Origin of the sequence: Pseudomonas sp. LAMO17WK12:I1, from assembly GCF_900177315.1 — a bacterium.
Lineage (GTDB): Bacteria > Pseudomonadota > Gammaproteobacteria > Pseudomonadales > Pseudomonadaceae > Aquipseudomonas > Aquipseudomonas marginalis.
The window spans coordinates 80923-103900 of record NZ_FWZV01000015.1; the positions used below are offsets into that span (position 1 = coordinate 80923).

20 protein-coding genes are annotated in these 22978 nt (G+C 64.2%); 4 read left to right on the forward strand and 16 right to left on the reverse strand.

Annotated features, from left to right (window positions below):
* Positions 1-111 precede the first annotated feature (111 nt).
* From gspD to B9N88_RS25890, 12 genes are all read right to left on the reverse strand, one after another.
* A complete protein-coding gene (gspD, locus tag B9N88_RS25835) occupies positions 112-2334 on the reverse strand; it encodes a type II secretion system secretin GspD (protein ID WP_027607422.1) in 2223 nt (740 codons plus the stop codon).
* Entirely contained in the window at positions 2331-2855 is a 525-nt protein-coding gene (locus B9N88_RS25840; protein ID WP_027607421.1) for a general secretion pathway protein GspN, read from the reverse strand. Before B9N88_RS25840 ends, gspD begins: the two co-directional genes overlap by 4 nt.
* Entirely contained in the window at positions 2852-3463 is a 612-nt protein-coding gene (gene gspM / locus B9N88_RS25845) for a type II secretion system protein GspM (protein ID WP_024076406.1), read from the reverse strand. Before gspM ends, B9N88_RS25840 begins: the two co-directional genes overlap by 4 nt.
* A complete protein-coding gene (locus B9N88_RS25850; RefSeq protein WP_027607420.1) occupies positions 3438-4481 on the reverse strand; it encodes a type II secretion system protein GspL in 1044 nt (347 codons plus the stop codon). The genes gspM and B9N88_RS25850 overlap by 26 nt, the downstream gene beginning before the upstream one ends.
* On the reverse strand, positions 4478-5203 hold the full coding sequence (locus tag B9N88_RS25855; protein ID WP_043293746.1) for a hypothetical protein: 726 nt from the start codon (positions 5201-5203) through the stop codon (positions 4478-4480). Before B9N88_RS25855 ends, B9N88_RS25850 begins: the two co-directional genes overlap by 4 nt.
* A complete protein-coding gene (locus tag B9N88_RS25860) occupies positions 5200-5829 on the reverse strand; it encodes a prepilin-type N-terminal cleavage/methylation domain-containing protein (protein WP_027607418.1) in 630 nt (209 codons plus the stop codon). The genes B9N88_RS25855 and B9N88_RS25860 overlap by 4 nt, the downstream gene beginning before the upstream one ends.
* A complete protein-coding gene (locus B9N88_RS25865; protein WP_027607417.1) occupies positions 5826-6194 on the reverse strand; it encodes a type II secretion system protein in 369 nt (122 codons plus the stop codon). The genes B9N88_RS25860 and B9N88_RS25865 overlap by 4 nt, the downstream gene beginning before the upstream one ends.
* A complete protein-coding gene (locus tag B9N88_RS25870) occupies positions 6191-6622 on the reverse strand; it encodes a type II secretion system protein (protein ID WP_027607416.1) in 432 nt (143 codons plus the stop codon). Before B9N88_RS25870 ends, B9N88_RS25865 begins: the two co-directional genes overlap by 4 nt.
* A gap of 9 nt (positions 6623-6631) precedes the next feature.
* Entirely contained in the window at positions 6632-7057 is a 426-nt protein-coding gene (gene gspG / locus B9N88_RS25875) for a type II secretion system major pseudopilin GspG (protein WP_027607415.1), read from the reverse strand.
* 20 nt (positions 7058-7077) lie between these two features.
* Positions 7078-8280, reverse strand: coding sequence for a type II secretion system inner membrane protein GspF (gspF, locus tag B9N88_RS25880; protein WP_027607414.1), 1203 nt, complete (start codon positions 8278-8280; stop codon positions 7078-7080).
* The gene (gspE, locus tag B9N88_RS25885; RefSeq protein WP_027607413.1) at positions 8277-10007 is read right to left on the reverse strand and encodes a type II secretion system ATPase GspE; all 1731 of its coding nucleotides are present in this window, start codon (positions 10005-10007) and stop codon (positions 8277-8279) included. Before gspE ends, gspF begins: the two co-directional genes overlap by 4 nt.
* Before the next feature lie 93 nt (positions 10008-10100).
* A complete protein-coding gene (locus B9N88_RS25890; protein ID WP_027607412.1) occupies positions 10101-10325 on the reverse strand; it encodes a hypothetical protein in 225 nt (74 codons plus the stop codon).
* A gap of 507 nt (positions 10326-10832) precedes the next feature.
* Here B9N88_RS25890 and B9N88_RS25895 point away from each other — a divergent pair.
* A complete protein-coding gene (locus B9N88_RS25895) occupies positions 10833-13583 on the forward strand; it encodes a beta-glucosidase (protein WP_027607411.1) in 2751 nt (916 codons plus the stop codon).
* A gap of 40 nt (positions 13584-13623) precedes the next feature.
* Here B9N88_RS25895 and B9N88_RS25900 read toward each other — a convergent pair whose 3' ends face one another.
* From B9N88_RS25900 to B9N88_RS25910, 3 genes are all read right to left on the reverse strand, one after another.
* Complete coding sequence (locus B9N88_RS25900) at positions 13624-13803, reverse strand: hypothetical protein (RefSeq protein ID WP_081744476.1); 180 nt, start codon at positions 13801-13803, stop codon at positions 13624-13626.
* Between the two features lie 325 nt (positions 13804-14128).
* Entirely contained in the window at positions 14129-14743 is a 615-nt protein-coding gene (locus B9N88_RS25905; protein ID WP_027607410.1) for a TetR/AcrR family transcriptional regulator, read from the reverse strand.
* Between the two features lie 29 nt (positions 14744-14772).
* Positions 14773-15795: a LacI family DNA-binding transcriptional regulator gene (locus B9N88_RS25910; protein WP_027607409.1), complete on the reverse strand. Its 1023-nt coding sequence runs from the start codon at positions 15793-15795 to the stop codon at positions 14773-14775.
* A gap of 208 nt (positions 15796-16003) precedes the next feature.
* On the opposite strand from B9N88_RS25910, the gene B9N88_RS25915 reads away from it, so the two are divergent.
* Genes B9N88_RS25915 through B9N88_RS25925 form a run of 3 tightly spaced genes read left to right on the forward strand, consistent with a single transcriptional unit; the run spans position 16004 to position 20449 of the window.
* Complete coding sequence (locus tag B9N88_RS25915; protein ID WP_043293743.1) at positions 16004-18187, forward strand: TonB-dependent receptor; 2184 nt, start codon at positions 16004-16006, stop codon at positions 18185-18187.
* Positions 18180-19520 carry an LLM class flavin-dependent oxidoreductase gene (locus tag B9N88_RS25920; RefSeq protein ID WP_027607407.1) on the forward strand — a complete coding sequence of 447 codons (1341 nt, stop codon included), beginning with the start codon at positions 18180-18182 and terminating at the stop codon, positions 19518-19520. The genes B9N88_RS25915 and B9N88_RS25920 overlap by 8 nt, the downstream gene beginning before the upstream one ends.
* Positions 19517-20449, forward strand: coding sequence for a sulfonate ABC transporter substrate-binding protein (locus tag B9N88_RS25925; protein ID WP_027607406.1), 933 nt, complete (start codon positions 19517-19519; stop codon positions 20447-20449). The genes B9N88_RS25920 and B9N88_RS25925 overlap by 4 nt, the downstream gene beginning before the upstream one ends.
* 111 nt (positions 20450-20560) lie before the next feature.
* On the opposite strand, the gene B9N88_RS25930 is transcribed toward B9N88_RS25925, so the two are convergent.
* The gene (locus tag B9N88_RS25930) at positions 20561-22966 is read right to left on the reverse strand and encodes a TonB-dependent receptor (protein WP_027607405.1); all 2406 of its coding nucleotides are present in this window, start codon (positions 22964-22966) and stop codon (positions 20561-20563) included.
* Between the last annotated feature and the right edge of the window lie 12 nt (positions 22967-22978).

A 22978-nucleotide genomic window follows, 5' to 3' on the forward strand; every position in this document is an offset into this window, starting at 1 on the left:
AGCGGCCGTTACCGCAGCAACGGATATGTACCCGGTCCAATCCAAAAAAATGGTCGGCCCAGAGGCCGCCATCGGGGGCAAGTCGAATCGTCGCACCGCCCCTCCCACATTTCAGTTAGCCGGCTTCAACAACTGCATCTGCTGGCGATAGTCATCCGTCACCTGCCGCGCCTGGCTGCTGCTGGTAATCACCCTCGGGGTAATCAGCACAATCAATTCCGTGCGGTCCTTGGACTTGCTGGTATTGCCAAACAACCAGCGCAACCCCGGAATTTTCCCAAGGTAAGGCACCGCACTGACACTCTCCGCGTTGTCCTGCTTGATCAACCCGCCCAGTAGCACTGTCTGCCCGCTCTGCACCGCGACCTGGGTGGATACCGAACGCGTGGAGATACGCGGGTTGGCCTGGGTGTCGTTGCTGGACGCCTGCTGGTCCTGGGCATCGCTGACCTGCTGCTGGATGTCCATGTACACCAGTCCACCCGGATTGATCCGCGGCACGACGTCGAGGATCACCCCGGTCTGCACGTATTCAACACTGCTCAAGGTGGTGTCGGAGGTGCCGGTGTTGACCGTGGTCTGGCTGATCGGGATGTTGTCGCCCACCTGGATCTGCGCCGGTTGGTTGTTCATCACCACCAGCGACGGCGCCGACAGCACCTGGGTGCGGCCGTTGGTTTCGAGGGCGTGCAGGGCCACTTGCAGGTTGGAGCTGACGAAGGAGTAGAACAACGAATCCGTCGCGCCCAACCCTGCCCCGCCGCCGCCCAACGCGCCCTGGCTGCCGGCGGTGTTGGCCACGGTGGTGCTGGTGGAATTACCAGCCAGGCGGCCGAGGTACCACTGCACGCCCAGGTCCAGTTCACCGGTGAGCTTGACCTCGAGGATGCGCGTTTCGATCTGCACTTGCAGCGGTGGGTTGTCGAGGCGTTTGATCGCCGATTCGATCTCTTTCCACTGCACCGGGCGGGTGCGGACCAGCAGTTGGTTACTGCTTTTTTGCGCGGTGATGCGGGTGCCGGCGTCGAGGCTTTTGGCCGGGGCGTCTTCGCTCGCGCCCTGCTCGGCGGTGTCCTGCTCGGCCTCGGGCTCCTGCTCCTCATCCTCGGCGGCGGGTGGGTTGCCATTGAGGTTGTTGCTCAGGCCACCGGGCGTGCTGCCGGAGGTGCTGTTGGTGCCCGGCGAGGACAAGGTCGCGGTGCGCAAACCGGGGGCGACCTTGGCCGGGGTATCGTCCTTGATCGCGCCCGTGCCGTAGATCTGGCGCAGGTACTTGGCCAGGTCGGTGGCCTTCATGTTGCGCACGTCGTAGACGTACATCTGCGGCTCGTTGCCGCCGCCTTCGTCGATGGTGTGGATCCAGTCGCCGACTTCACTGAGGTACTGCGGCTGCGACGAGATCGCCACCACCGAGTTGGTCCGCTCGATGGGCAAGAAGCGCACCATGCCGGCCAGGGGCATGCCGCTGTCGGGGCCGAACATTTTTTGCAGCTCGGGCATCAGCTCGGCCACCGACGCCCGTTGCAGGCCGAACACGCCCACCGACATGCCCTTGAGCCAGTCCACGTCGAAGGTGTCGATGGTGTCCTGGTAATTGGCCAGTTCCTCGGGGGTGCCGGCCAGGCTCAACACATTGCGCGCCGGGTCCACCAGCAGGAACGCATTCTCGCGGGCGAACGGCTTGAGCAGTTTCTGCATCTCGGTGGCCGAGATATAACGCAACGGAAACAGGCGTGCCGACAAACCGCTGGAGGGCTGCGACACGCGCATCTCCGGCACCAGCTTGCCCGCCACCGCCTGGTTGGCCGGCAGGATCACATAGCGGTTGCCCTGTTTGATCATGGCGTTGTCGGTCCACGACAACAGGGTCTCCAGGATCGACAAGGCCTGCTGCTTGTTCACCGGCTTGGACGTGGAAAAGCTGACATTGCCCTTCACGCCCTGGGCGATGCTGTAGTTCTCGTGCAGCAGGTCGCCCATCACGCTGTTGATCACCGCTTCGATCGGCTGGTCGGCGAAGTTGAACACGATGTCGCCGCTGCCCTCCTCCTTGGCAGCCGAGACTGCTGCCGGTTGGCGCACGAACTGCTGGTTGCCGCGTATCAACTGGCGCTGGGGCGGTGTCTTCGCCTGGGGTTGGCCGCTGTCGACCGGCGCCTGTTCGCTGGCCGGGTCCACGGGTGGGCGTTGCGAACCGGTGCCCTGCATCGCCTCATGCAGCAGGGCCTCGTCCGGGTCGAGATGCTCGGGGAAGGTGCCGCAGCCACCGAGGGAAACGGCGGTGGCCAGGCACAACACGGTGGTGCGCAAGGCGCCAGGGAAGGTATCGATCAAGGGGTGGACTCGTGAGGAAGGGTAATCGGGGGTGTGGTGGACGGCGGCGGCAAGCGCAGGGCCCGCAGGCTCAGGGTTTGCGTACGGCCGTCGAGGACAAAACGGGCATCGCGGGGCGTCAGCTGTTCCAGGCGCCAGCCGTTGGGCAGGGTCTGGCCCTGCTGGACTTTGAGCGGCGGGCCATCGGCACGCTTGAGCAGCGCCACGCGCAGGTCGCCATCGAGAACGATCCCGGTCAGCACCAGGCTCGACAGGCTGGAAACACCGGCCTGGCCCACGGCACGGTCGGGGCTGCGGTCGGGGCTGAACAGCGGCGCCTGCCAGGTGCCGGCCAGGCTTTCAAGGGTCGCGCTCGGCGCCACCAGCACCTTGGTGGCGGTGTTGGCGCGCGCATCGGGCTCTGGCGCCGGCAACCATTGCGGCGCATCGCCGATGCTGCTGAGGATGCCGACCATCAGCAGGCCCAACAGCCCGGCCACGCCGAGCAACAGCCATTCCAGGGGACGCAATGCATGGATCATCGTTGCACCTGCCGGGCGGCGGCCGGTTGCAGGTAACCGCGCACCAACAGGTGCACCACCAGTTGCCCGGCGCCGCCACTGGCCGGTGCGTTCGGTGGGCGGCGAATGCTCATCTCATCGACAAACAGAAACGGCCGCTGGTACTCCAACTCATGCAGGATCGCAGTCAAGGGCTCGATGGCGCAGTTAAGGGTCAGGCTGACCTTGACCTGACGATAGGGCTCGGCGTCGTCCTGCTCCGGGGTGATGGGCATGCGCTGGGTCAGGCTGCAACCGCCACCGAGGCCGGCGCGGCTGTTGATCAGGTCGGCGATGCGCTGCATCAGGTCCGCCGCCACCGCGCTCGGGTCGTCGCCGGGCAACAGGCTGGTGCTGCTGGCCGGGTCCTGCCGCGCCTGTTCCAACTGCTGGCGCAGGCTGTCGCCCTGGCGCAACACACCGGCGTAGCGTTGCTGCTGTTCACGCAGCTGCTCGGCCTGCTCGCCCATGCTGCGCAAGGGGCCGGCGAACCAGCTGTCGATCAACAGCCAGTAACCGGCGCCGAGCACCAGGGCCAGGGCGATCAGGGCCGCGCCACGGCGCTCACGGGGTGTCAGTGGTCGGCGCATCGGCGGCCTCCTGGTGCAGGTGGGCGCGCAAGGAAAATTGATCCTTGCCGGTTTGCGCATCGGGTTGGATCACCCCTTCGAACTGGGCGTTTTCCAGGCTGCGGCAGCCCTTGATCCGAGTGATCAAGGCACTGGCCTTGGCGCTCTGCCCGGAGAAGGACACGTCGGCGCCGTCGTTGACTTCCAACTGGTCGAGCCAGGTGTCCGAGGGCAGGCACGCGGTCAGCTCGCTGAGCAGCGCCGCCAACGGCGGTTGGGCGGCCTTGCGGCGAATCAGGTACTGGGCGGCGCCACGGGTATTGAGCAATTGCTGGCGCAGGGCCTGGATCTCGGCGACCTGGGCTTTCTGCTCGCGCACGCTGTGTTGCATGGCATCGAGCACGCGCTGGCGGTCGTTGAGCCACAGCAGCATCGCCGCGATCAGCAACGCGCCGCACAACCACGGCAGGCTGCGTTGCAGGCCCTTGCCCTGGGGACGCTGACGGGGACGCAACGGCGCCGGCAGCAAGTCGATGCCCATGGGTTTGCCTGCGCTCTCTGCGACATCCACGGCATGGGGCTGCAAGCCGAGGACCGCGCAGTCATTGAGGATCTGATCGAGGCGCTCACGCAGGATCGCTACCAGCGTGACGTGCAGGTGCGTGGGGGTGCGGCGTTCCTGGCGCGCGACAAAGTACAACTGGGCGGCGTCGAACGGCGTGAAGCGGTCCAGTTCATAGCCCACCACCGTCGACAGGTTGCGCGCTGCCGCCGGGGGCAGTTGCAGGGTTTGCACCAACACCGTTTCAGGCGGCAGCACCAGCACCTGACGCGCTTCGCCAGGCAGCTTTTCCACCGCGTCGGTCAGCGGCCAGGCGTAGGCATGCTCGGGGATCTCGGCAAAAGACAACCATGCCGGCAGGCAGCCACGCAGCTCCTTGAGCCACAGGCGCCAGCCCAGTTGCAGCAGGCTGCCGCGCCAACGCTGGGTGATGGGCTGCGCCAGCGCCTGAAGCCGTGCGGTTAACTGTTCGTTCATTCTTGCCAACGTAAGACTCGATAAGGTTGTGCGCTGCCTTGCGCGGGGCTCAATAACACGGTGGCCTGCACCTGGGCGTGGTAACCGCCGGGACGTTGGGCGCGGCTGCTGACCACCAGCACGTCGCCGGGATCGGCACCCACCGCATTCTGATGTGGCAGGTTCAGTGCGCGGCGCATCAAGGCACTGGCGAATGCCGGATCGGGCCGGTCCAGGCCGCTCCACAGGCTGATCTCGGGCACCAGTTCGCTGTACAACGCCTGGGTCATGCCCGGCAGTTGGCGCACCTCTTCCACCACCCGAAACGGCGCCAGGCCCTGGTTACGCCGCACCTCCAGGGCCCTGGCGAGGTGGTTGGCCTGGGCCTGGGTCGCACCGCAGGCCAGGGCCAGGCGGGCGAAATCGCCCACTTCGGCGCTGTTCAAATACAACTTGCCGCGCTCGCTGTGCAGGCTGACGCGCAGCTGCGCATCGTCGAACACCAGCGGAATTTCACGCCCGTCGGCAATCCACTGCTTGCGCTGCAACGGGTCGGCGACGGCCTGCATCGCCAGCGCCACCCCGGCCTCGGCCGCCAGCACCGCCTGGGTATGCTGGCGGTGCCAGGCGGCCTGGCGTGTTTCCAGTTGCACCCAGCCGGCCAAACCGCCGAGCAACAGGCTGAGCAAGGCCAGCACCCACAGCACCAGCAGCAGGGCTACACCGCGTTGATGGCGGATCATTCGGGTGCCCCGCCGGACAGGTTCAGGCGCAAGGCAACCACCTGGGTCACCCACGGCACCGGCCCGTTCACCCGTGCGTCAATCCGCACTGCGTAAGGCAGGCGTTTGGTCCACGGCCACTCACTGATCCAGCCGGTGGCCTGGCCCTTGGGCGACACCCCGCGATAGCTGAATTGCAGGTCCTCGAGATCCTTCAACAACACCTGCGGCTCACTGCGCGAGGCCGGGACGCTGACTTGCGCGGGGGACTCAAACCGCGCGAACGCCACCTGCAAATCGCGCTGCGATTCAGGGCCCACCAACTGCAAGGTGAAGCGCTGAATCCCGCCGCCGAGCACACCCGGCAAGGTCGCGACAAACTGCATGCGCTGGGGCCCACCGGCGAAAAAGCCATCGGTCTGGCTGTCGTCCTCGGTCACGTCCAGCGGCAACGCCTCGCTGATGGCGGTACGCAAAAACTGCTGCGCGGCACGCATTTCATCCAGGCTGACCGTGTAGCGCTGGGCCTTGAGCACGGCGCGATTGGCGCCCAGCAACGCACCGCCGACCAGGGTCAGCAATACCCCGAGCAGGCTCAGTACGATCATGATCTCAAGCAAGGTAAAGCCCTGCTGACGCGCCTTCACAAGCCGGCACCGACGCCGGCAGCGCGCAGTTTCAAGGTGCTGAAACGGGCCTGGCGCGGGCCTTCGCTGACGGTGAGGTCCAGGCGAAACAGATGGGCCTGGCCGAACCGGCTGGGCTGCTGGGCGATACGCAGTTGCCAGGCGATGCCGTCCAACTCGCCCTGCCGTGTACCGCTGGCCAAAGGGCCCATGCCTTCCTGATCCATCACACTCAAGGCGGCATGGGTCAAGCGGTCGCTGTGGGCCACCTGCAACAACGAGCGCGCGCTCTGGCCGAAGGCAACCAGCAGCACCGTGCTACAGATCGCCATCAGCGTCAGCGCGGCGAGCATTTCCAGCAGGGTGAAACCCGCCTGGCGCTTCATGGCAGGGCCTTGGATTCGACGCTGCCGGTCAGCCAGCCGATGTCGATGCGCCAACGCCGACTGCCGTTGGCCAGCAACACGTGGCCGCCGGTGGAGCTGCCATCGGGGTAGAAATCCACCGCCGCGCCGGCTTGCTCGGCGGTGTGCAGGGTCACTTGCAGCCCGGCCGGCCAATACTTTTTCGGACGGCCCGGCGCCTGCACGCTGAGGTTGCGCAAATCGAACACCGTGCTTTCGGTAGTGCCACTGACAATCGCCCGCGCCCGCGTGCTGCGCAACGCCTCGACCACCTGCCCGACGGCCTGGCGCTCTTTGGCCGCGCGCAGGCCTTGTTGCAGGCCAAACCCTACCAAGCCGGCCGCGATGCTGATCAAGACGATCACCACCAGCATTTCCAGCAAGGTAAAGCCGCGTTGGGCGTTGGCCATGGTCGTGGGTTATTCCCAGTTGCCCAGGTCGGCGCTGTAGCCTTCGCCGCCGGGCTGGCCGTCCTGACCGTAGAAAATCAGGTCGAACGCACCGTGCTCACCGGGGAAGCGATAGCCGAAGGCATGGCCGAACGGGTCCTTGAGGTCCGACGGCTTGGCATACGGCCCGGCCCAACCGGCGCTGTTGCCCGGCTTGTCGACCAGTTGCTGCAGGCTCTTGGGCGGCGAGCCGACGTCCAGGCCGTAGCTTTCGATCTTCATGCTCAGGCTGGCCAGCTGGGCCTTGCCCGCGCCGTACTTGCCCTTGTCCACGTTGCCGCCGACCTGGCGTACCACGATGGTCGCGACAATGCCCAGCAGCACGATTACGGCGAGCATTTCCAGCAAGGTAAAACCGCCCTGGCGGCGGGCGGGCTTGAATCGGGTATGGCGCATCAGCGTGTTTCCTTAAGGGTTCATATATTGCTGGTCAGGCTCATCAGCGGCAGCATGATCGCCAGCATGATCACCGCCACCAGCACCGCCATGACCACGGTCAGGGACGGCACCAGCGCGGCGAGCAGGCGGTCGATGCCGCGTTTGGCCTCGACGTCGAACACCTCGGCGACCTTGAGCAGCATGCTGTCGAGTTCGCCGGCCTGTTCGCCGACTTCAATCATTTGCAACGCCAGATCCGGCAGCAACGGCTCGCTGCCGAAGGCGCTGGCCAGGGTGCCGCCGCCCTTGACCGACTCGGCGGCCTGGGCGACCTGGGCTTGCAGGGCGCGGTTGGTGCAGACCTGGCGGGCAATCACCAGCGCTTGCAGCAGCGCCACACCATTGCTCAGCAAGGTGCCGAGGGTGCGGGCCAGGCGGGCGGCTTCGACCCGTTGCAGCAACGGGCCGATGATGCGGATGCCCAGCACGCGGCGGTCATAACGTTCGCGGCGCTGGGGATCGCGCAGCCGCGCGGCCAGGGCCCAGGCGCCGACAATCAACCCGGCCAGCACCGCCAGGCCGTAGGCCCCGAGGAATTGGCCGAGGCCCAGGATCACCTCGGTAATCAGTGGAATCGGCACGCCCAGGTCCTTGAAGATCGGCACGAACTGCGGCACCACATAGGCCAGCAGCAACGCCAGCGAACCGAGCACGCCGACCACCAGAAAGGCCGGGTAGATCAGCGCGTTGATCACTTCGCCCCTGAGCAGTTGGCTGCGCTCCAGGTAGTCGCTGAGCTGGCGCAGGGTGTCTTCGAGGGCGCCGCCCGCCTCGCCGGCGCGGACCATGCTCAGGTACAGCGGCGAAAACTGGCTGCCCTCCGCCTCCAGCGCCTTGGATAACGGCTGGCCGGCCTTGACCTGTTCGCGGATGCGCTCGATCAACGCACGGGTCTGGGGCTGGCCGGGCTGCTTGAGCAGGATGCCCAGGGAGCGTTCCAGCGGCTGGCCGGCGCCCAATAGCGTGGCCAATTGTTGAGTGAAACTGACCAGCGCCGCGCCATTCAACTGACCCCGGCCAAAGGCCTTGCGCAGGCCCTGGGCGCCCGCCACCTCGATCTGCAACAGCAGCAAACCGCGCTTGTGCAGCGCGGCGACTGCAGCGTCCTGGTCCTTGGCTTCGAGGGTGCCGTTTTGCGCCTGGCCCTGGCTGTCGAGGGCGCGGTATTTGAACAGGCTCATGCGCCCTCTCCCCGGGTGACGCGCAGCACCTCCTCAAGTGAGGTGACACCGGCCACGGCCTGGCGCAGGCCTTCTTCATGCAAGGTCCGCAGGCCGCCACGGCGGGCGGCCTGTTCGAGGGTGGCGGCGTCGGCCTGGCGCATCAACAGGCTGCGCAGTTCGTCGTTCATCACCAGCAGTTCAGTGATCGCACTGCGGCCGTGGTAGCCACCGCCCGGCGCATCGGCGCGGGGGCGATAAAGCATGATCGGACGCTGCTCGGTAAACCGGTCGAGGCCGTGTTCGGCGATCAACTCCGCCGGTGCTTCGAAGGCTTCGCGGGTGGCCGGGTCCAGGCGCCGCACCAGGCGCTGGGCGAGGATGCCGTTGACGGTCGAGGCAATCAGGTAGCTTTCGACACCCATGTCCAGCAAGCGCGTGATACTCGCCGCCGCGCTGTTGGTGTGCAGGGTCGAGAGCACCAGGTGGCCGGTGAGGGACGACTGGATGGCGATGCGGCAGGTTTCCAGGTCGCGGATTTCACCGATCATGATCACGTCCGGGTCCTGGCGCACGATGGAGCGCAGCGCGCCGGCGAAGTCGAGGCCGATGGCCGGTTTCACCTGGATCTGGTTGATGCCCTCAAGCTGGTATTCCACCGGGTCTTCCACGGTGATGATCTTGCGCTCGGCGGTATTGAGCCGCGACAGCGCGGTGTACAGGGTGGTGGTCTTGCCCGAGCCGGTGGGCCCGGTGACGAGCAGGATACCGTGGGGCCGTTCGAGCACTTCGAGGAAGGCTTCCAGGCGCTGGCCATCGAAGCCCAGGCTCTGGAAATCGAACTGCACGGTCTGGCGGTCGAGCAAACGCATGACCACCGATTCGCCAAAACTGGTGGGCACCGTGGACACCCGCAAGTCCAGCTCCTTGCCCTGGATGCGCAGCATGATGCGCCCGTCCTGGGGCAGGCGCCGCTCGGCGATGTCCAGGCGCGCCATGATCTTCACCCGCGAAATCACCGCCGCTGAAGAGCTGGACGGCGGCGCCTCGGCTTCATGCAGCACGCCATCGATGCGGTAGCGCACCTTGAGCTGGTTTTCGAAGGGTTCGATATGAATGTCCGAGGCGCGATGTTCCACCGCGCGCTGCAGGATCAGGTTGACCAGGCGAATCACCGGCGCTTCGGAGGCCATGTCCTTGAGGTGCTCGATGTCTTCCAGGGCACCGCCCTGCTCGTCGAGGTTTTCGATCAGGGTGCCCATGGCCGAACGGCCCTGGCCGTAGTAACGCTCGATCAGGGATTCGACTTCGTTGCGCGGCCCCACCGCCAGCCACACCGGCACGCCACAGGCATAGGCCATGGCCTGGAACGGATACACCAGCGACGGGTTGGCCGCCAGCACCCGCAGGCCGCCCTGGCTCCAGCCCACGGGCACCACCTGGTAGTGGCGCATGAAACGCTCGGTCAACACCGGCAACGGGTCCAACAGCGGCGGCGCGGCATCAGCCAACAGCAGCGGTGCGCCGAGCAGGTCGGCCCAGGCACGGGCCAGTTCCACTTCGGAAACCAGCCCCAGGCGCGTGAGCAGGCCCAGTAATTCGGTGTCACCGCCCTCCTGGGACAAGCGTCGGGCGCGCTCCAGATCAACGGTTTTCAACCCGGCGTGCTGCATCAGCCACGCGCAGACCTGTTCGGTGTGCGGGATGTGCAGTTGGCAGGCATTGAGAGGTGTTGAGGAGCTGGGCATGGGTAAAAATCTGAGGGGCGATGTTCTAAAGGGCGATGGGAAACCCTTGTGGGAGGGGGCAAGCTCCCTCTCACAGGGGACCGCATTTCCCCGTTAGTTCGAGGTCTTCGGCGCGGCCTGGCTGCTGCTCAGCGGTCGCCCACCCTTGGTGGTTTCAGCCTTCTGTTTTTTGACGGCCTTGGCATCGTGGGCCTGGGTCAGCACCGTGGAATCGGCGGCGCCGGATTTCGCATCGGCGTCCGTAGACTCCGCCGCCATCGCCGCGCCACTTAGCGCAACGCCCAATACAACACCGGCACCCAACAGGGAAATCTTCATCAACTTTCTCCAGATCAAAAACAGCAGATAGCCCAAGTGGCGCCTTGAACTCGATCAAGACCCTACACCAAAGCGTTGTGTATGACAGCTTGTGTAAACATGGCACTTTAGAACTACCGAGCGATGCCACTAGTTAGCCACGACTCGATAAATTTTCTTAAACCAATCGACTGGTAGGTTTAGCCTTAGTTCCGAAAGGTAAGAAAATATTTCTTATTTCACGCAAAAATTAGCTTTCGTTTGACTTATAACCGCAAGAATTGCCTTAATTATGCGGTTTTCGCGGTTCAAAATGCCATCCCGTGATATCGCTTAGACACTACCCACAACAATAACTAATACAATTATTACACTTATAAAACTGCGAAATTCGCCAAATAGTTGCAATTAGCCATCGGTTAAAAATTGCGATCACGGGCAACTATTGCCCGAAAAAAAGTGACGAGGTGCAGTGCAACACGCACTTCTCGGCGCGCCCTGTTTACTGAACTGTTGTCGGAGAAACCCATGAATAAACGCAAAATGATCGGTGCACAGTCGGCTTTCGCCCTGCTGGCACTGGCCGTGTCCCAGGTGCATGCAGCCACCAGCCCGGCCCTGGATGAAGGTCGGGTCAGCCGCGCGGAAAAAGCCGCGGACAAGACCCTGGCGAAGATGACCCTGGAAGAAAAACTCGCCTACATCGGCGGCACCGGTGGCTGGGACGTCAAGCCACTGACCCAGTACGGTATCCCGCAGATCCACGGCGCCGATGGCGGTGTGGGCGTGCGCTACACCAGCGAAGGCAACGCCCAGGGCGTGGTCTACCCGTCGGGGCCGAACCTGGCCGCCAGCTGGAACCCACGGCGCGCCATCGACCTGGGCCGTGCCCTGGGCTATGACACCGCCAGCGGTGGTTATCAGTTCGTCACCGGCCCTGGGGTGAACCTGTACCGCATGCCGTACAGCGGCCGGGCGTTCGAGTACCTGTCCGGTGAAGACCCGTTCCTCGGCGCCAGCCTGGCGCCGGCCGTGATCAACGGCATTCAGTCCCGTGGCGTGTGGGCCAACGCCAAGCATTTCGCCGCCAATGACCAGGAAAGCAACCGCTTCCACCTCAATGAAATCATCAGCGAACGCGTGCTGCGCGAGATGACCCTGCCGCCGTTCGAGTCCGCCTCGAAGAACAGCAAAGTCGCGATGATGATGTGCGCCTTCCAGAAGGTGAACGGCGAGTTCGCGTGCCAGAACAAGCACCTGATGCGTGACATCCTCAAGACCGAATGGGGCTACCCGGGCTTCGTGCAGAGCGACTACAACGCGGTGGTCGACGGTTTGCCGGCGGCACAGGCGGGTACCGACCTGGACATGATGGGCTACCAGATGAACAGCACCATCCTCAAGCCGTACCTGGACAGCGGCGAGCTGAGCAGCGCGACCATCGATGACAAGGTGCGCCGCATCCTCAAGCAGATCTACCTGTACAAGTTCGACAGCAAGGCGCCGCTGACCAGCCACAACATGAACAGCGCCACCAGCAACCGCGTGGCCCTGAACGCCGCCCGCGAAGGCATCGTGCTGCTGAAAAACCAGAACAGCCTGCTGCCGCTGGACGCCAGGAAAGTCAAGCGCATCGCCGTGGTCGGCACCCTGGCCAAGTACGCGCCGCCTACCGGTTTTGGCAGCGCCAACGTCATGGCCGCCAACTACATCAGTGAGCTGAGCGGCTTGCAGCAACTGGTGCCAGGCGCCAAGGTCGAGTTTATCGACGGGCTGTCCCTGGACCCGGCCACCTCGACCTGGACCCATGCCGACGGCAATGGCAACAGCGTCAAAGGCCTGAAGACCGAGTTCTTCAGCAACACCAATTGGTCCGGCGACCCGGCCGCCAGCCGCACCGACCCCCATGTCGACCTGGACTGGTCCACCGACAGCCTGCCGGTGAACGGCGATACCGCCGCCACCTCGATTCGCTACAGCGGCCAGATCACCCCGACGGTCAGCGGCGAGCAGGTGTTCAAGGTGCGTGCCGACGGCGCCGTGCGCCTCTACGTCAACGGCAAGAAAGTCCTCGACAACGGCGACGGCAAACCGCTGCCGAACAACAGCATTCCGCCGACCATCCCGGTGTTTGCCAAGGTCAACCTGGAAGCCGGCAAACCGGTCGACATCAAGCTGGAATATTCACGCCGCAACGGCTACCTGTCGACCATGGGCGGCCTCGTCGGTGTGCAGATGAGCTGGGCGTCGCTGGTGGCACCGCAGGACCTGGCCAAGTACGACGCGGTACTGGTCGCGGCCGGTAACAGCAATGAGTACGAAGGCGAAGGCTTCGACCACAGCTTCGACCTGCCCGAATACCAGAACCTGCTGATCCAGAGCATCGCCAAGGTCAACCCGAATACCGTGGTCACCCTGCACGGCGGTACCGGCCTGAAGATGAGCGACTGGATCGATCAGGTACCGGCCGCGCTGCATGCGTTCTACCCTGGGCAGAACGGCGGCCAGGCCCTGGCGGAGATCCTGCTGGGCAAGGTCAACCCGTCGGCCAAGCTGCCGATCAGCATCGAGCGCAACATCGAAGACAACCCGATCTACGCGACCTTCCCCAAGTTCGACAACCAGGAAACCCTGGCCGAGATGAGCTACAAGGACGATCTGTTCCTGGGCTATCGCGGCTACGAGAAAAAGGGCATCAAGCCGCTCTACCCGTTCGGCTACGGCTTGTCGTACACCACCTTCGGCTACAGCAATATCAGCGTGACCCCTGGGGTGGCGGTGGCCGGTGCGCCGATCAAGGTGTCGTTCGACCTGGCCAACACCGGCAAGGTCGCGGGTGCCGAAGTGGCCGAGTTGTACGTGGGCCAGAACAACCCGAAAGTCGAACGCGCGATCAAGGAACTCAAGGGCTACAAGAAGGTGTTCCTCAAGCCGGGCGAGAGCAAGCGCGTGACCATCGAGCTCAACGATCGCTCGCTGGCCTACTACGACGTGGCAAGCAAGCAATGGGTGGTGGATGCCGACAGCTTCAACCTGTCGGTGGGCGCGTCGTCCCAGGATATTCGCCTGAACGCCAAGCTGGTCAACCCGTTCCGCCAGGAACTGTCGACCACCACCAGCAACCCGCTGCCACGCTCGGCGCTCAACTCGACGCTGCGTGAATCGACGGTGAAGACCGGCGGTGTGCTGCATCAAAACGAAGGCGACAGCGGCACCAGCGACGGTGATGGCTATGACATGAGCGATGACAGCAGCCAGGGCAGTGCCACCGGCAACTGATCCCTGTGGAAGGGGGCTTGCCCCCGATGAGCATGGGTATCTACACAACTGTGTAGCAGCCAACGCTAACCACGATGCGAAGCGAGCCGCCCTTGATCTTGATCTTGATCTTGATCTTGATCTTGATCTTGATCTTGATCTTGATCTTGATCTTGATCTTGATCTTGATCTTGATCTTGATCTTGCTTTTGATCTTGATCTCAGGCGCCCCGTTAACCACGCTGGCCGGAATTCGATAGTGATTTGGGGGGTAAACCGGCAGGGATGCCGGTTTAGCCGCCCCGCGCCATGGATGGCGCGTGGCGGCGGCCCCCCAAATCACTGTCGGATTACGGGCACACCGAGCCTAGGCGAGGTGCCGAGTGGTGGGGCGAAGCGTTTTTGGTTACTTTTGGCGCTCTTCCAAAAGTGACCCGCTGTAAGAGCGGAACCCTAAGTAGCCGTTACCGCAGCAACGGATATGTACTCATTCCAACCCCAGCACATGGTCGGCCCAGAGGCCGCCATCGGGGCAAGCCCCCTCCCACATGTTGACTGTGTTCGACTCAGGTTCTGATGGCTGCCTCGACCCGCGCGATGTAGCTGTCAAACCGCGCCACCAGGTCCACCTGCTCGGGAAACCGCAGCCACTGGATCTGCAGGCCATCCATCATGGCCAGGATTTCTTCCACCAGCCCGGCGATGTCCACATCGCTGCGCACCTCCCCCGCCGCGACCAGGTCGGCAAACTGCCCCTGCATGCGCTGGTGAATCGCCGCATAGCGCGCCTGGAACCAGGCCCAGGCCGGTTGGGTGTCCAGCAGGCTTTCGGCATTCAAGATGGTAAACGCGCGCACCACGCCCGGTGCCGTGGCATTCGAACGATTGATCGCACGCAGGCTGCCGAGCAGGCCATTGAGGGTTTTCTCCGCACGTACCTCATCGGCAATCCGTTGATTGACCTCATCGCGACGCTGCAACACCCCCATCAACAGCGAGATCTTGCTGGGAAAATGATGCAGCAGCCCGGCCACCGAAATACCCACGATCGCCGCCACCTGGGCCATCGAGGCGCCGCTGTAGCCTTCCAGGGAAAACACCTGCAGGGCCGCGTCCAGCAGCTCTTCGCGGCGTTTTTCACCTTTGGGGGCGCGGCGGGTCTTGGGGGCGGGTTCGGTCATGGGCAGGTCCTAGTGGGCGATAAAAAAGCTCAGGCGCTTTCCCGTTCGATCAAGCGGCAATCCAACAGGTTCAAACGCTGTACGGCATCCGGCAACACGCCGAGGCTTTCCAGCACGCGGGTTGCCGCCAGTACGCCGATCTCCAGGGCCGGCGGTTTGATTGTACTCAGGCTGGGCAACAGCATTTCGGCAAACGGGTAATCACCGAACCCGAGCACCGCGCACTTTAACCCGGAACGCTGCCCGGCCAGCAAACCACCGGCGGCGAGGTTGTCATTGGCGAAGAAGATCGCGTCAGGCGGGGTGGCGTGGTTCATCAGGGCTTGCATCGCCTGCTTGCCGGCCTCGAAAGGCGCGCTGTCGGCGTCCGGGACGAAGACCCGGGGCTGTACACCCAGTTCGATCAGGGTCGCGGCAAACCCATCGCCCCGCTCCAGCGCGCTGAAGTCGCCCGTGGCGCTGTTCTGCACGAAGGCCATGCGCCGATAGCCCTTGCCATGCAGGTAGCGCGCGGCCGTGACGCCGACGTCGTAGTGGGAAAAACCGATCTGCACCGGCGCGCGTTCGGGCACGTAGTCCCAGGTTTCCACCACCGGGATCTCGGTTTCGGCGATCATCTTTTCGGTGCCTGCACTGTGGAAGCGGCTGGTCAGTACCAGCGCCGCCGGCGACCAGCCGAGGAACGCGCGCACCGCGCTTTCTTCCTGCTCGGCGCTGAAGTAACTGGACGCCAGCAACAGCTGATACCCATGGCGACTGAGGGTGTCGCTGAAGCCCTGGATCGTGTTGGCGAAGATCGGCCCCGAGATGTTCGGGATCACCATCGCCACGATCCGCCCCCGCGCCGACGCCAGCCCGCCGGCCACCAGGTTGGGCACATAACCCAGCTCGGCCACCACCTCGGCGATGCGCTCGCGACGCTCGGGCGAGACCTGCTCCGGCTGGTTGAAATAGCGCGACACGGTGATTGCCGACACCCCGGCCTGGCGGGCCACGGTGTTCAAGGTGACGCGCCCGGCGCCACGGCGTTTACGCGGTTTGTCTTCGCTCACGGGACCATCCTGCTAACAACAAAAAAGAATATAGGAATAATTTTTAAGTCTTTGACGCTCTAAACCCGAGCTACCAATAATACCGATGTTAGCGCTAACAAAGCGCGCTGTCTGCTACTCGCTCAAGCGAATGCCCACGACAGTCTTACAGGCGCTGACGGTCGTAAGAACCGCAGCGGTCCAGGGCATTTTTTCGAGCGAACACACCATGCACAGGCACACGCACTTATTCCTTCTCGCCGGTCTGACCGCCCTCCCCGTGCCCGGCGCCTTTGCCGCCGACGAGCAGGAACCCACGCTCAAAGCGGTGACGGTCACCGCCACCCGGCGTGAAGAATCCCTGCAAAAAGTCCCGGTGGCGGTCTCGGTGCTGGACGGCGAACAACTGGAGCGCGACAACCGCAACGGCGTGGCCAGCATCGCCCAGCAAGTGCCGTCGCTGAACTTCCGCACCGGCGCCTCGAACAAGGACACCTCGCTGTTCGTGCGCGGCGTGGGCACCATTTCCACCTCCCCTGGGGTGGAGCCGACGGTGGCCACGGTGATCGACGGCGTGGTCTATGCGCGCCCCGGCCAGGCCACCCTCGACCTGCTGGACCTGGAACGCATCGAAGTGCTGCGCGGCCCGCAAGGCACCTTGTTCGGCAAGAACGCCTCGGCCGGCGTGCTCAACATCACCAGCAAGGCGCCCACCGCCGAGACCCACGGCTATATCGACCAGGCGTACTACAGCGGCAACGAAAGCCGCACCCGTTTCGGCATCGGCGGCAGCCTGGTGCCGGAGGTGCTCAAGGGCTCGATCAGCACGCTGTTCGGCAGCTACGACGGTAACGTCGATAACCAGCACAACGGCCAGGAGGTCAACGGCTACAACCACAAGGGCATCCGCGGCAAGCTGGAATTCACCCCCAACGATGACGTGAAACTGACCCTGATCGCCGACTACATGCAGTCCCACGACGATGCGCCGAATGGCGTGGTCAGCAAGTCCCTGAGCCCGGCCTTCAGCAATGCCTTGAGCCCGGTGCGCGCCTCCGGCGACAACCGCGACATCAACACCGATACGCGCAGCCATGTCGAGGACACCAACAAAGGCTTGTCCGCTCAGTTGGACTGGAACCTCGGCGACTACACCCTGACCTCGATCACCGCCTGGCGCGGCTGGGACAACACCCAGTACCAGGACGGCGACCGCCTCGGCACAGTGACCGCCGCCTTCCCCGGCACCGCCGACAAGGGCGAGCTGGCTTTCGACCAATACTCCCAGGAACTGCGCCTGGCCTCGCCCAAGGGTGAGTTCCTGGAATACGTCGGCGGCCTGTTCTACATGCACGGCAAGGACGAGGAAACCTATCAGCGCACGCTCACGACCACCACGCGCACCGACCGTGGCATCGCCGACTACAGCACCACCAGCGACAGCTACGCGGTGTTCGGCGAGACCACGCTGAACTTCACCTCGCGCTTTCGTGGCATCGCCGGCCTACGCTACACCCACGATGAGCTGAAATACGATCACCGCCGCGTCTCCACCTCGGCCACCACGGTCAGCGGGATTCAACCGGCCACCTCCAGCTCCGGCTCGGTGGACGAAGACGGCTGGTCAGGCCGCCTCGGGGTGCAGTACGACCTCAGCGACAGCGTCACCAGCTACCTCACCTACTCGCGCGGCTACAAGGGCCCGGCCTACAACGTGTTCTTCAATATGCAGCCGCGCGACACCGACGCGCTCAAGCCGGAAACCTCTAACACCTGGGAAGCCGGGATCAAGGCCACCGCCTGGAACAACCGCCTGACCACCAACCTGGCGATATTCCGCAGCGACTACGACAACTACCAGGCGAACTTTTTCGACACCGTCGCCGGCCAGGTCGTGACCCGCCTGATCAACGCCGGCAGCGTCAGCACCGAAGGCGTCGAGCTGGATTACGCCCTGCAGGCCACCCAGCAACTCAAGCTCTCCGGCGCCCTGGCCTACACCCGTGCGCGCATCGATGAGTTCGCCTGCCCGGCCGGTGCAGCGGCGACGTGCAACGTGAATGGCAAGCCACTGCCCTTCAGCCCGGACTGGAAAAGCTACGTGCGCGCCGACTACACGATCCCGCTGGATAACGGCCTGGACATCGAACTGGGCACCGACTACAGCTGGCAGAGCGAAGTACAGTACGACATCAGTCAGAACGTCGACACCAAGCAAGGCGCCTATGGCATCTGGAACGCCAGCGTGGCCCTGGCCGACTACACCAACGGTTGGCGCGTGGCGTTGCTGGCCAAGAACCTCGCCGACAAGTCCTACTCACCGCTGCTGGCCAGTGGCGGCAACTACATCTACCGCGCCGTACCCCGTGACGATGAGCGTTACTTCGGCGTGCAACTGCGCAAGGATTTCTAGCATGAGCCGTCAACTGAAACTCGGCGCCTTTCTCATGGCCACCGGGCACCATGTCGCCGCCTGGCGCCACCCGGACGTGCCGGCGGATGCCGGGCTGGATTTCGCCCAATACAAACACCTGGCACGGGTGGCCGAAGCGGCGAAGTTCGATGCGCTGTTCGTGGCCGACAGCATCGCCGCTGCCACTGGTGAGATCGCCAGCCATATGGCGCGCTCGGATCATTTCGAGCCGCTCACCCTGCTCTCGGCACTGAGTGCGGTGACCGATAACATCGGCCTGATCGCCACGGCGACCACCAGCTACAACGAGCCCTACCATGTGGCGCGCAAGTTCGCTTCGCTGGATCACCTGTCCGGCGGGCGTGCGGGCTGGAACCTGGTGACCTCGGACAACGCCGCCGAAGCGCAGAATTTTGGCCGCGACGAACACCTCGGCCATGGCGAACGCTATAGCCGCGCCAGGGAGTTTCACCAGGTGGTGACCGGGCTGTGGGACAGCTGGGAAGACGATGCGTTTGTGCGCGACAAGGCCAGCGGCAACTATTACGACCCGACGAAACTGCATGTGCTGGACCACGTGGGCGAACACTTCCGGGTCAAGGGCCCGCTGAATGTGGCGCGCTCGCCCCAGGGCCAACCGGTGATAGTGCAGGCCGGCTCGTCCGAAGCCGGCCGTGAGCTGGCCGCGCAGACCGCCGAGGTGGTGTTTACCGCACAGACCTCGCTGGCCAATGCCCAGGCGTTTTATGCCGACCTCAAGGGCCGCTTGAGCCAGTACGGGCGCGGGCCGGATTCGCTGAAAATCATGCCCGGCGTGTTGGTGGTGGTCGGGGCGACCGAGGCCGAGGCCCAGGCCAAATTCGAGGCGTTCCAGGATCTGGTCGAACCTGAGGTGGGCGTCGCGTTGCTGGGGCGCATGCTGGGCAATTTCGACCTGTCCGGCTACCCGCTGGACGGGCCGTTGCCGGCGCTGCCGCTGACCGACAGCGGGCAACGCAGTCGCCAGCAACTGCTGAGTGACTTGGCCGATCGTGAGCAACTGACCCTCGCGCAATTGGGTCGGCGAATTGCCGGGGGCCGCGGACATTACAGCCTGATCGGCACGCCTGCGCAGATTGCCGACGAGCTGCAGAACTGGTTCGAAAACGGCGCGGCCGATGGCTTCAATATCCTGGTGCCGCACTTGCCGGGTGGGTTGGAAGACGTCGCGCAATGGGTGGTGCCCGAGCTGCAGCGGCGCGGTCTGTTTCGAACTGAATACAGCGGTTCCACCTTGCGCGAAAACCTCGGACTGGCGCGCCCGGCCCATCGTTTTACAGAGGGTAAAGCATGAAGTTTCCAGCACTGCTCCTGGCCTTGCTGGCGGTGACGCAAACCGCCCTGGCCGCCGACCCCGCCACCTTGCGTATCGGCTACCAAAAAGGCTCCATCGCCCTGGTCCTCGCCAAGCAACATGACCTGCTGGAAAAGCGTTTCCCGAAGACGGAGGTGAAGTGGATCGAGTTCCCCGCCGGCCCGCAGATGCTTGAAGCGCTGAACGTGGGGGCACTGGATGTGGGTTCCACCGGCGACATCCCGCCGCTGTTCGCCCAAGCCGCCGGGGCCGACCTGGTCTACATCGGCGCCGAACCGCCCAAGCCCAGCGCCGAGACGATCCTGGTGCGCAATGACAGCCCGCTGCATTCGGTGGCGGACCTCAAGGGCAAGAAAGTGGCGTTCCAGAAGGGTTCCAGCTCCCACAACCTGATCCTGCGCGCGCTGAACAACGCCGGCCTGAGCTACAAGGACATCCAACCGGTGTACCTGCCGCCGGCCGATGCACGAGCGGCGTTCGAACAAGGCAGCGTCGATGCCTGGGCGATCTGGGAGCCCTACTCGTCACTCGCCTTGAGCCAGAGCCCCAGCCATGTGCTGGCCAATGGCGAAGGCTTGGGTTTGTCGGGTCCGGTGTACACCGCCCGGCGCGCGTATGCGCGGGACAACGGTGCCTTTATCCATGACCTGCTCGACGAGCTCACCGCCGCCGAAGCCCTCACCCGCAGCCAGCGCGAAGACAGTTTGAAAGTACTGACCGAGTTCATGGGCCTGCCCGCCGAGGTGGTCGCACGCTACATGGACAACCGCCCGCCTTCGCCGATTTTGCCGATTGACGAGGGGATCATTCAGGCGCAGCAGGCGACGGCGGATCTGTTTTTCCAGAATCGGTTGTTGCCCAAGGCCATTGAGGTGAAGAAGGCCGTGTGGAATTCCCAAGCCAACTGAGATCCAAATATGGGACGGGACTTGCCCCCGATAGCGGTGTGTCAGTCAAGGATGCTCCAACTGAACCGCCGCAATCGGGGGCAAGCCCCCTCCCACATTTTCAATCCGCGTCTAGAAGTCGACGGTGGCAGACAGCAGGTAGGTACGCGGGGTCGACAGGGTCAGCCCCGGCTCGCTGTCATCCGATGCGCCGGCCGAACTCCAGTAGCGCTTGTCGGCGACGTTCTCCACGTTCGCCCGCAGGGTGATGTGCTTGTCATCGACCTTGAACGCATAGCGGGCGCCGACGTCGATGCGGTTCCAGGCGTCGATTTCCTTGACGTTGGACTGGTCCAGGTATTGAGAACTGGAGTGGATGCCACGGCTGGTCAGGGTCAGGCCTTCGAGGGTCGGGACATCCCACTCGGCACCGAGGTTGACGTTGTACTTGGGCGTGGCCGGCGCGCGGTTGCCGTCCCAGGCGCCATTGGTGGTGTCCTTCAATTTGCTGTCGATGTACATCACGCCGCCGAGCAGGCGCACGCCCTTGAGGGGTTCGCCGAACACGCTCAGCTCCGCACCGGTGTTCTGGCGCTTGCCATTGGGACCGAACAGCCGCGACGTGGCGTTGGTCTCGTAGGCCGGTTGCTTGATGCGGAACACCGCGGCGGTGACGGCGAAGGCGCCGGCGTCGTACTTGGCGCCGACTTCCACCTGGCGGCTGATAAACGGCGGGAAGATCTGGTCTTCGTTTCTCGACGTGGACGGTGCGATCTTGCCCTGGCTCAACCCTTCCATGTAGTTGGCGTACAGCGACAGCTTGTCGGTGGCCTTGAACAGCAGGCCGCCCGAAGGCGAGATCTTTTCTTCGTCGTAGTTGGTGTCGCCTTTGATGCCGTCGCTCCAGTCATCCACGATCACGCGCTGCCAGCGCGCACCGAGGGTGAGCAACAGGCGGTCATCGAAGAAACCCAGGGTGTCGGACACGGCCACGCCACTGAACGTGTTCTCGGTATAGACCTTCGCATCCTGGCGCGTGGCCACCGACGGCGTCGGGGTTTGCACGGGGTTGTAGAGATTGCTCGATGCGTTGGCATAACGCGCACCGCCGTTGGTGAAGTCCATATAGAAGTAGCTGGCGGCCAGGTTGACCTCATGGCTCACCGGCCCGGTGTGGAACCAGTTACGCACGCCGGCCGTGGCGGTACGGACGTTTTCATCGCGGGTGAAGTCCCGGGGCTGCACGGTGAAATCACCGGCCGCATTGGTCACCGAAACAGCATGGCGCAGGAACTCGTGGTTGCTTTTGCGCGCGCCGACACCGCCGTAGAGCATCACCGAATCGCTGAGGTCATATTCGGCATTCAGCGTACCGAAGGTGTCCTTGGTGCGGGCCTTGCTCCAGGACTGCGCATAGTTGCGGCGCACATCGTTGGCGCTGGGCACCGGCGCGGCAGCCGCGACTTGCACACGCTCCTGCGGCGCATCGGTGTCGCGCTCGGTGCGGCCGATATCCGTGGAAAGGCGCAGGCGCTCGCCACGAAAATCCAGGCCCAGCACGGCCATCTCACGGTCGACGCTCTGGTGGTCCCATTCGGTATCGCCGGACTGCTTCACGCCGTTGAAGCGCAGGCCGAACTTGTTGTCCTCGCCAAAGCGCCGGCCCACATCCACGGCGCCACCGGCCTGGCTGTCGGAGGCCCAGGTGCCGGTGAACGAGGTGATGTCCTTGTCGGTGGCGCGCTTGGGCACCACGTTGATCCCGCCGCCCACGCTGCCGCGCGGCGAGATGCCGTTGATCAACTGGGTGGGGCCTTTGAAGATGTCGACGCGGTCGGCCATCTCCATGTCGATGGTGTAGGTCGGCAGCACGCCGTACAGGCCGTTGTACGACACATCACTGTTGAACAGGCTGAAGCCGCGAATGGTGAACTGCTCATACCGCCCGCCGGCCGGGTTGGTGGCGCGTACCGACGGGTCGCTGGCGATCAGGTCGCCAAGGGTGCGCGCCTGCTGGTTTTTCACCGCGTCCTGGGTGTAGGTGGTCATGCTGAACGGGGTTTCCATGAAGTCCCGGGTGCCCAGCAGGCCTTGCGAGCCACGCCGCGCCACCTGGCCACCGGCGTAGGTGTCGCCGTCGTACAGGCCGGTGGTACCGAGAATCGACGTGGGCGCCAGCTCCAGGCTGCCGCCCTCCGGCACCGGCACCAGCATGTAGGCCTGCTCCCCCATGGGCTGCAATTGCAGGCCGGAGCCTTGCAGCAAGCGGGCAAAGCCCTCTTCCACGCCATATTCGCCGGATAAACCGCTGCTGCTGCGCCCGCTGACCAGCGCCGGGTCCACCGACAGGTTGACCCCCGACAGCCCGGCAAAACGGGTCAACGCCGCACTCAGGCTGCCGGCCGGCACCTGGTAGCTGCGGCGCGCGGCGCTGTCTTCGGCATAGCTGACGGGGACGAACAAGGGGCTGGCGCTGAGGCTCAGCATCAGGCTCAGTTTGAGCAACGGGCGCAAGCGCAAGGGGTGGACTGCGGGCATTGGAAGAAGCTC

Coding starts and splice junctions, on each gene's coding strand:
- B9N88_RS25840 (WP_027607421.1), bottom strand. CDS start 2,855: ATGATCCATGCATTGCGTCCCCTGGAATGGCTGTTGCTCGGCGTGGCC.
- gspM (WP_024076406.1), bottom strand. CDS start 3,463: ATGCGCCGACCACTGACACCCCGTGAGCGCCGTGGCGCGGCCCTGATC.
- B9N88_RS25850 (WP_027607420.1), bottom strand. CDS start 4,481: ATGAACGAACAGTTAACCGCACGGCTTCAGGCGCTGGCGCAGCCCATC.
- B9N88_RS25855 (WP_043293746.1), bottom strand. CDS start 5,203: ATGATCCGCCATCAACGCGGTGTAGCCCTGCTGCTGGTGCTGTGGGTG.
- B9N88_RS25865 (WP_027607417.1), bottom strand. CDS start 6,194: ATGAAGCGCCAGGCGGGTTTCACCCTGCTGGAAATGCTCGCCGCGCTG.
- B9N88_RS25870 (WP_027607416.1), bottom strand. CDS start 6,622: ATGGCCAACGCCCAACGCGGCTTTACCTTGCTGGAAATGCTGGTGGTG.
- gspG (WP_027607415.1), bottom strand. CDS start 7,057: ATGCGCCATACCCGATTCAAGCCCGCCCGCCGCCAGGGCGGTTTTACC.
- gspF (WP_027607414.1), bottom strand. CDS start 8,280: ATGAGCCTGTTCAAATACCGCGCCCTCGACAGCCAGGGCCAGGCGCAA.
- gspE (WP_027607413.1), bottom strand. CDS start 10,007: ATGCCCAGCTCCTCAACACCTCTCAATGCCTGCCAACTGCACATCCCG.
- B9N88_RS25890 (WP_027607412.1), bottom strand. CDS start 10,325: ATGAAGATTTCCCTGTTGGGTGCCGGTGTTGTATTGGGCGTTGCGCTA.
- B9N88_RS25895 (WP_027607411.1), top strand. CDS start 10,833: ATGAATAAACGCAAAATGATCGGTGCACAGTCGGCTTTCGCCCTGCTG.
- B9N88_RS25905 (WP_027607410.1), bottom strand. CDS start 14,743: ATGACCGAACCCGCCCCCAAGACCCGCCGCGCCCCCAAAGGTGAAAAA.
- B9N88_RS25915 (WP_043293743.1), top strand. CDS start 16,004: ATGCACAGGCACACGCACTTATTCCTTCTCGCCGGTCTGACCGCCCTC.
- B9N88_RS25925 (WP_027607406.1), top strand. CDS start 19,517: ATGAAGTTTCCAGCACTGCTCCTGGCCTTGCTGGCGGTGACGCAAACC.
- B9N88_RS25930 (WP_027607405.1), bottom strand. CDS start 22,966: ATGCCCGCAGTCCACCCCTTGCGCTTGCGCCCGTTGCTCAAACTGAGC.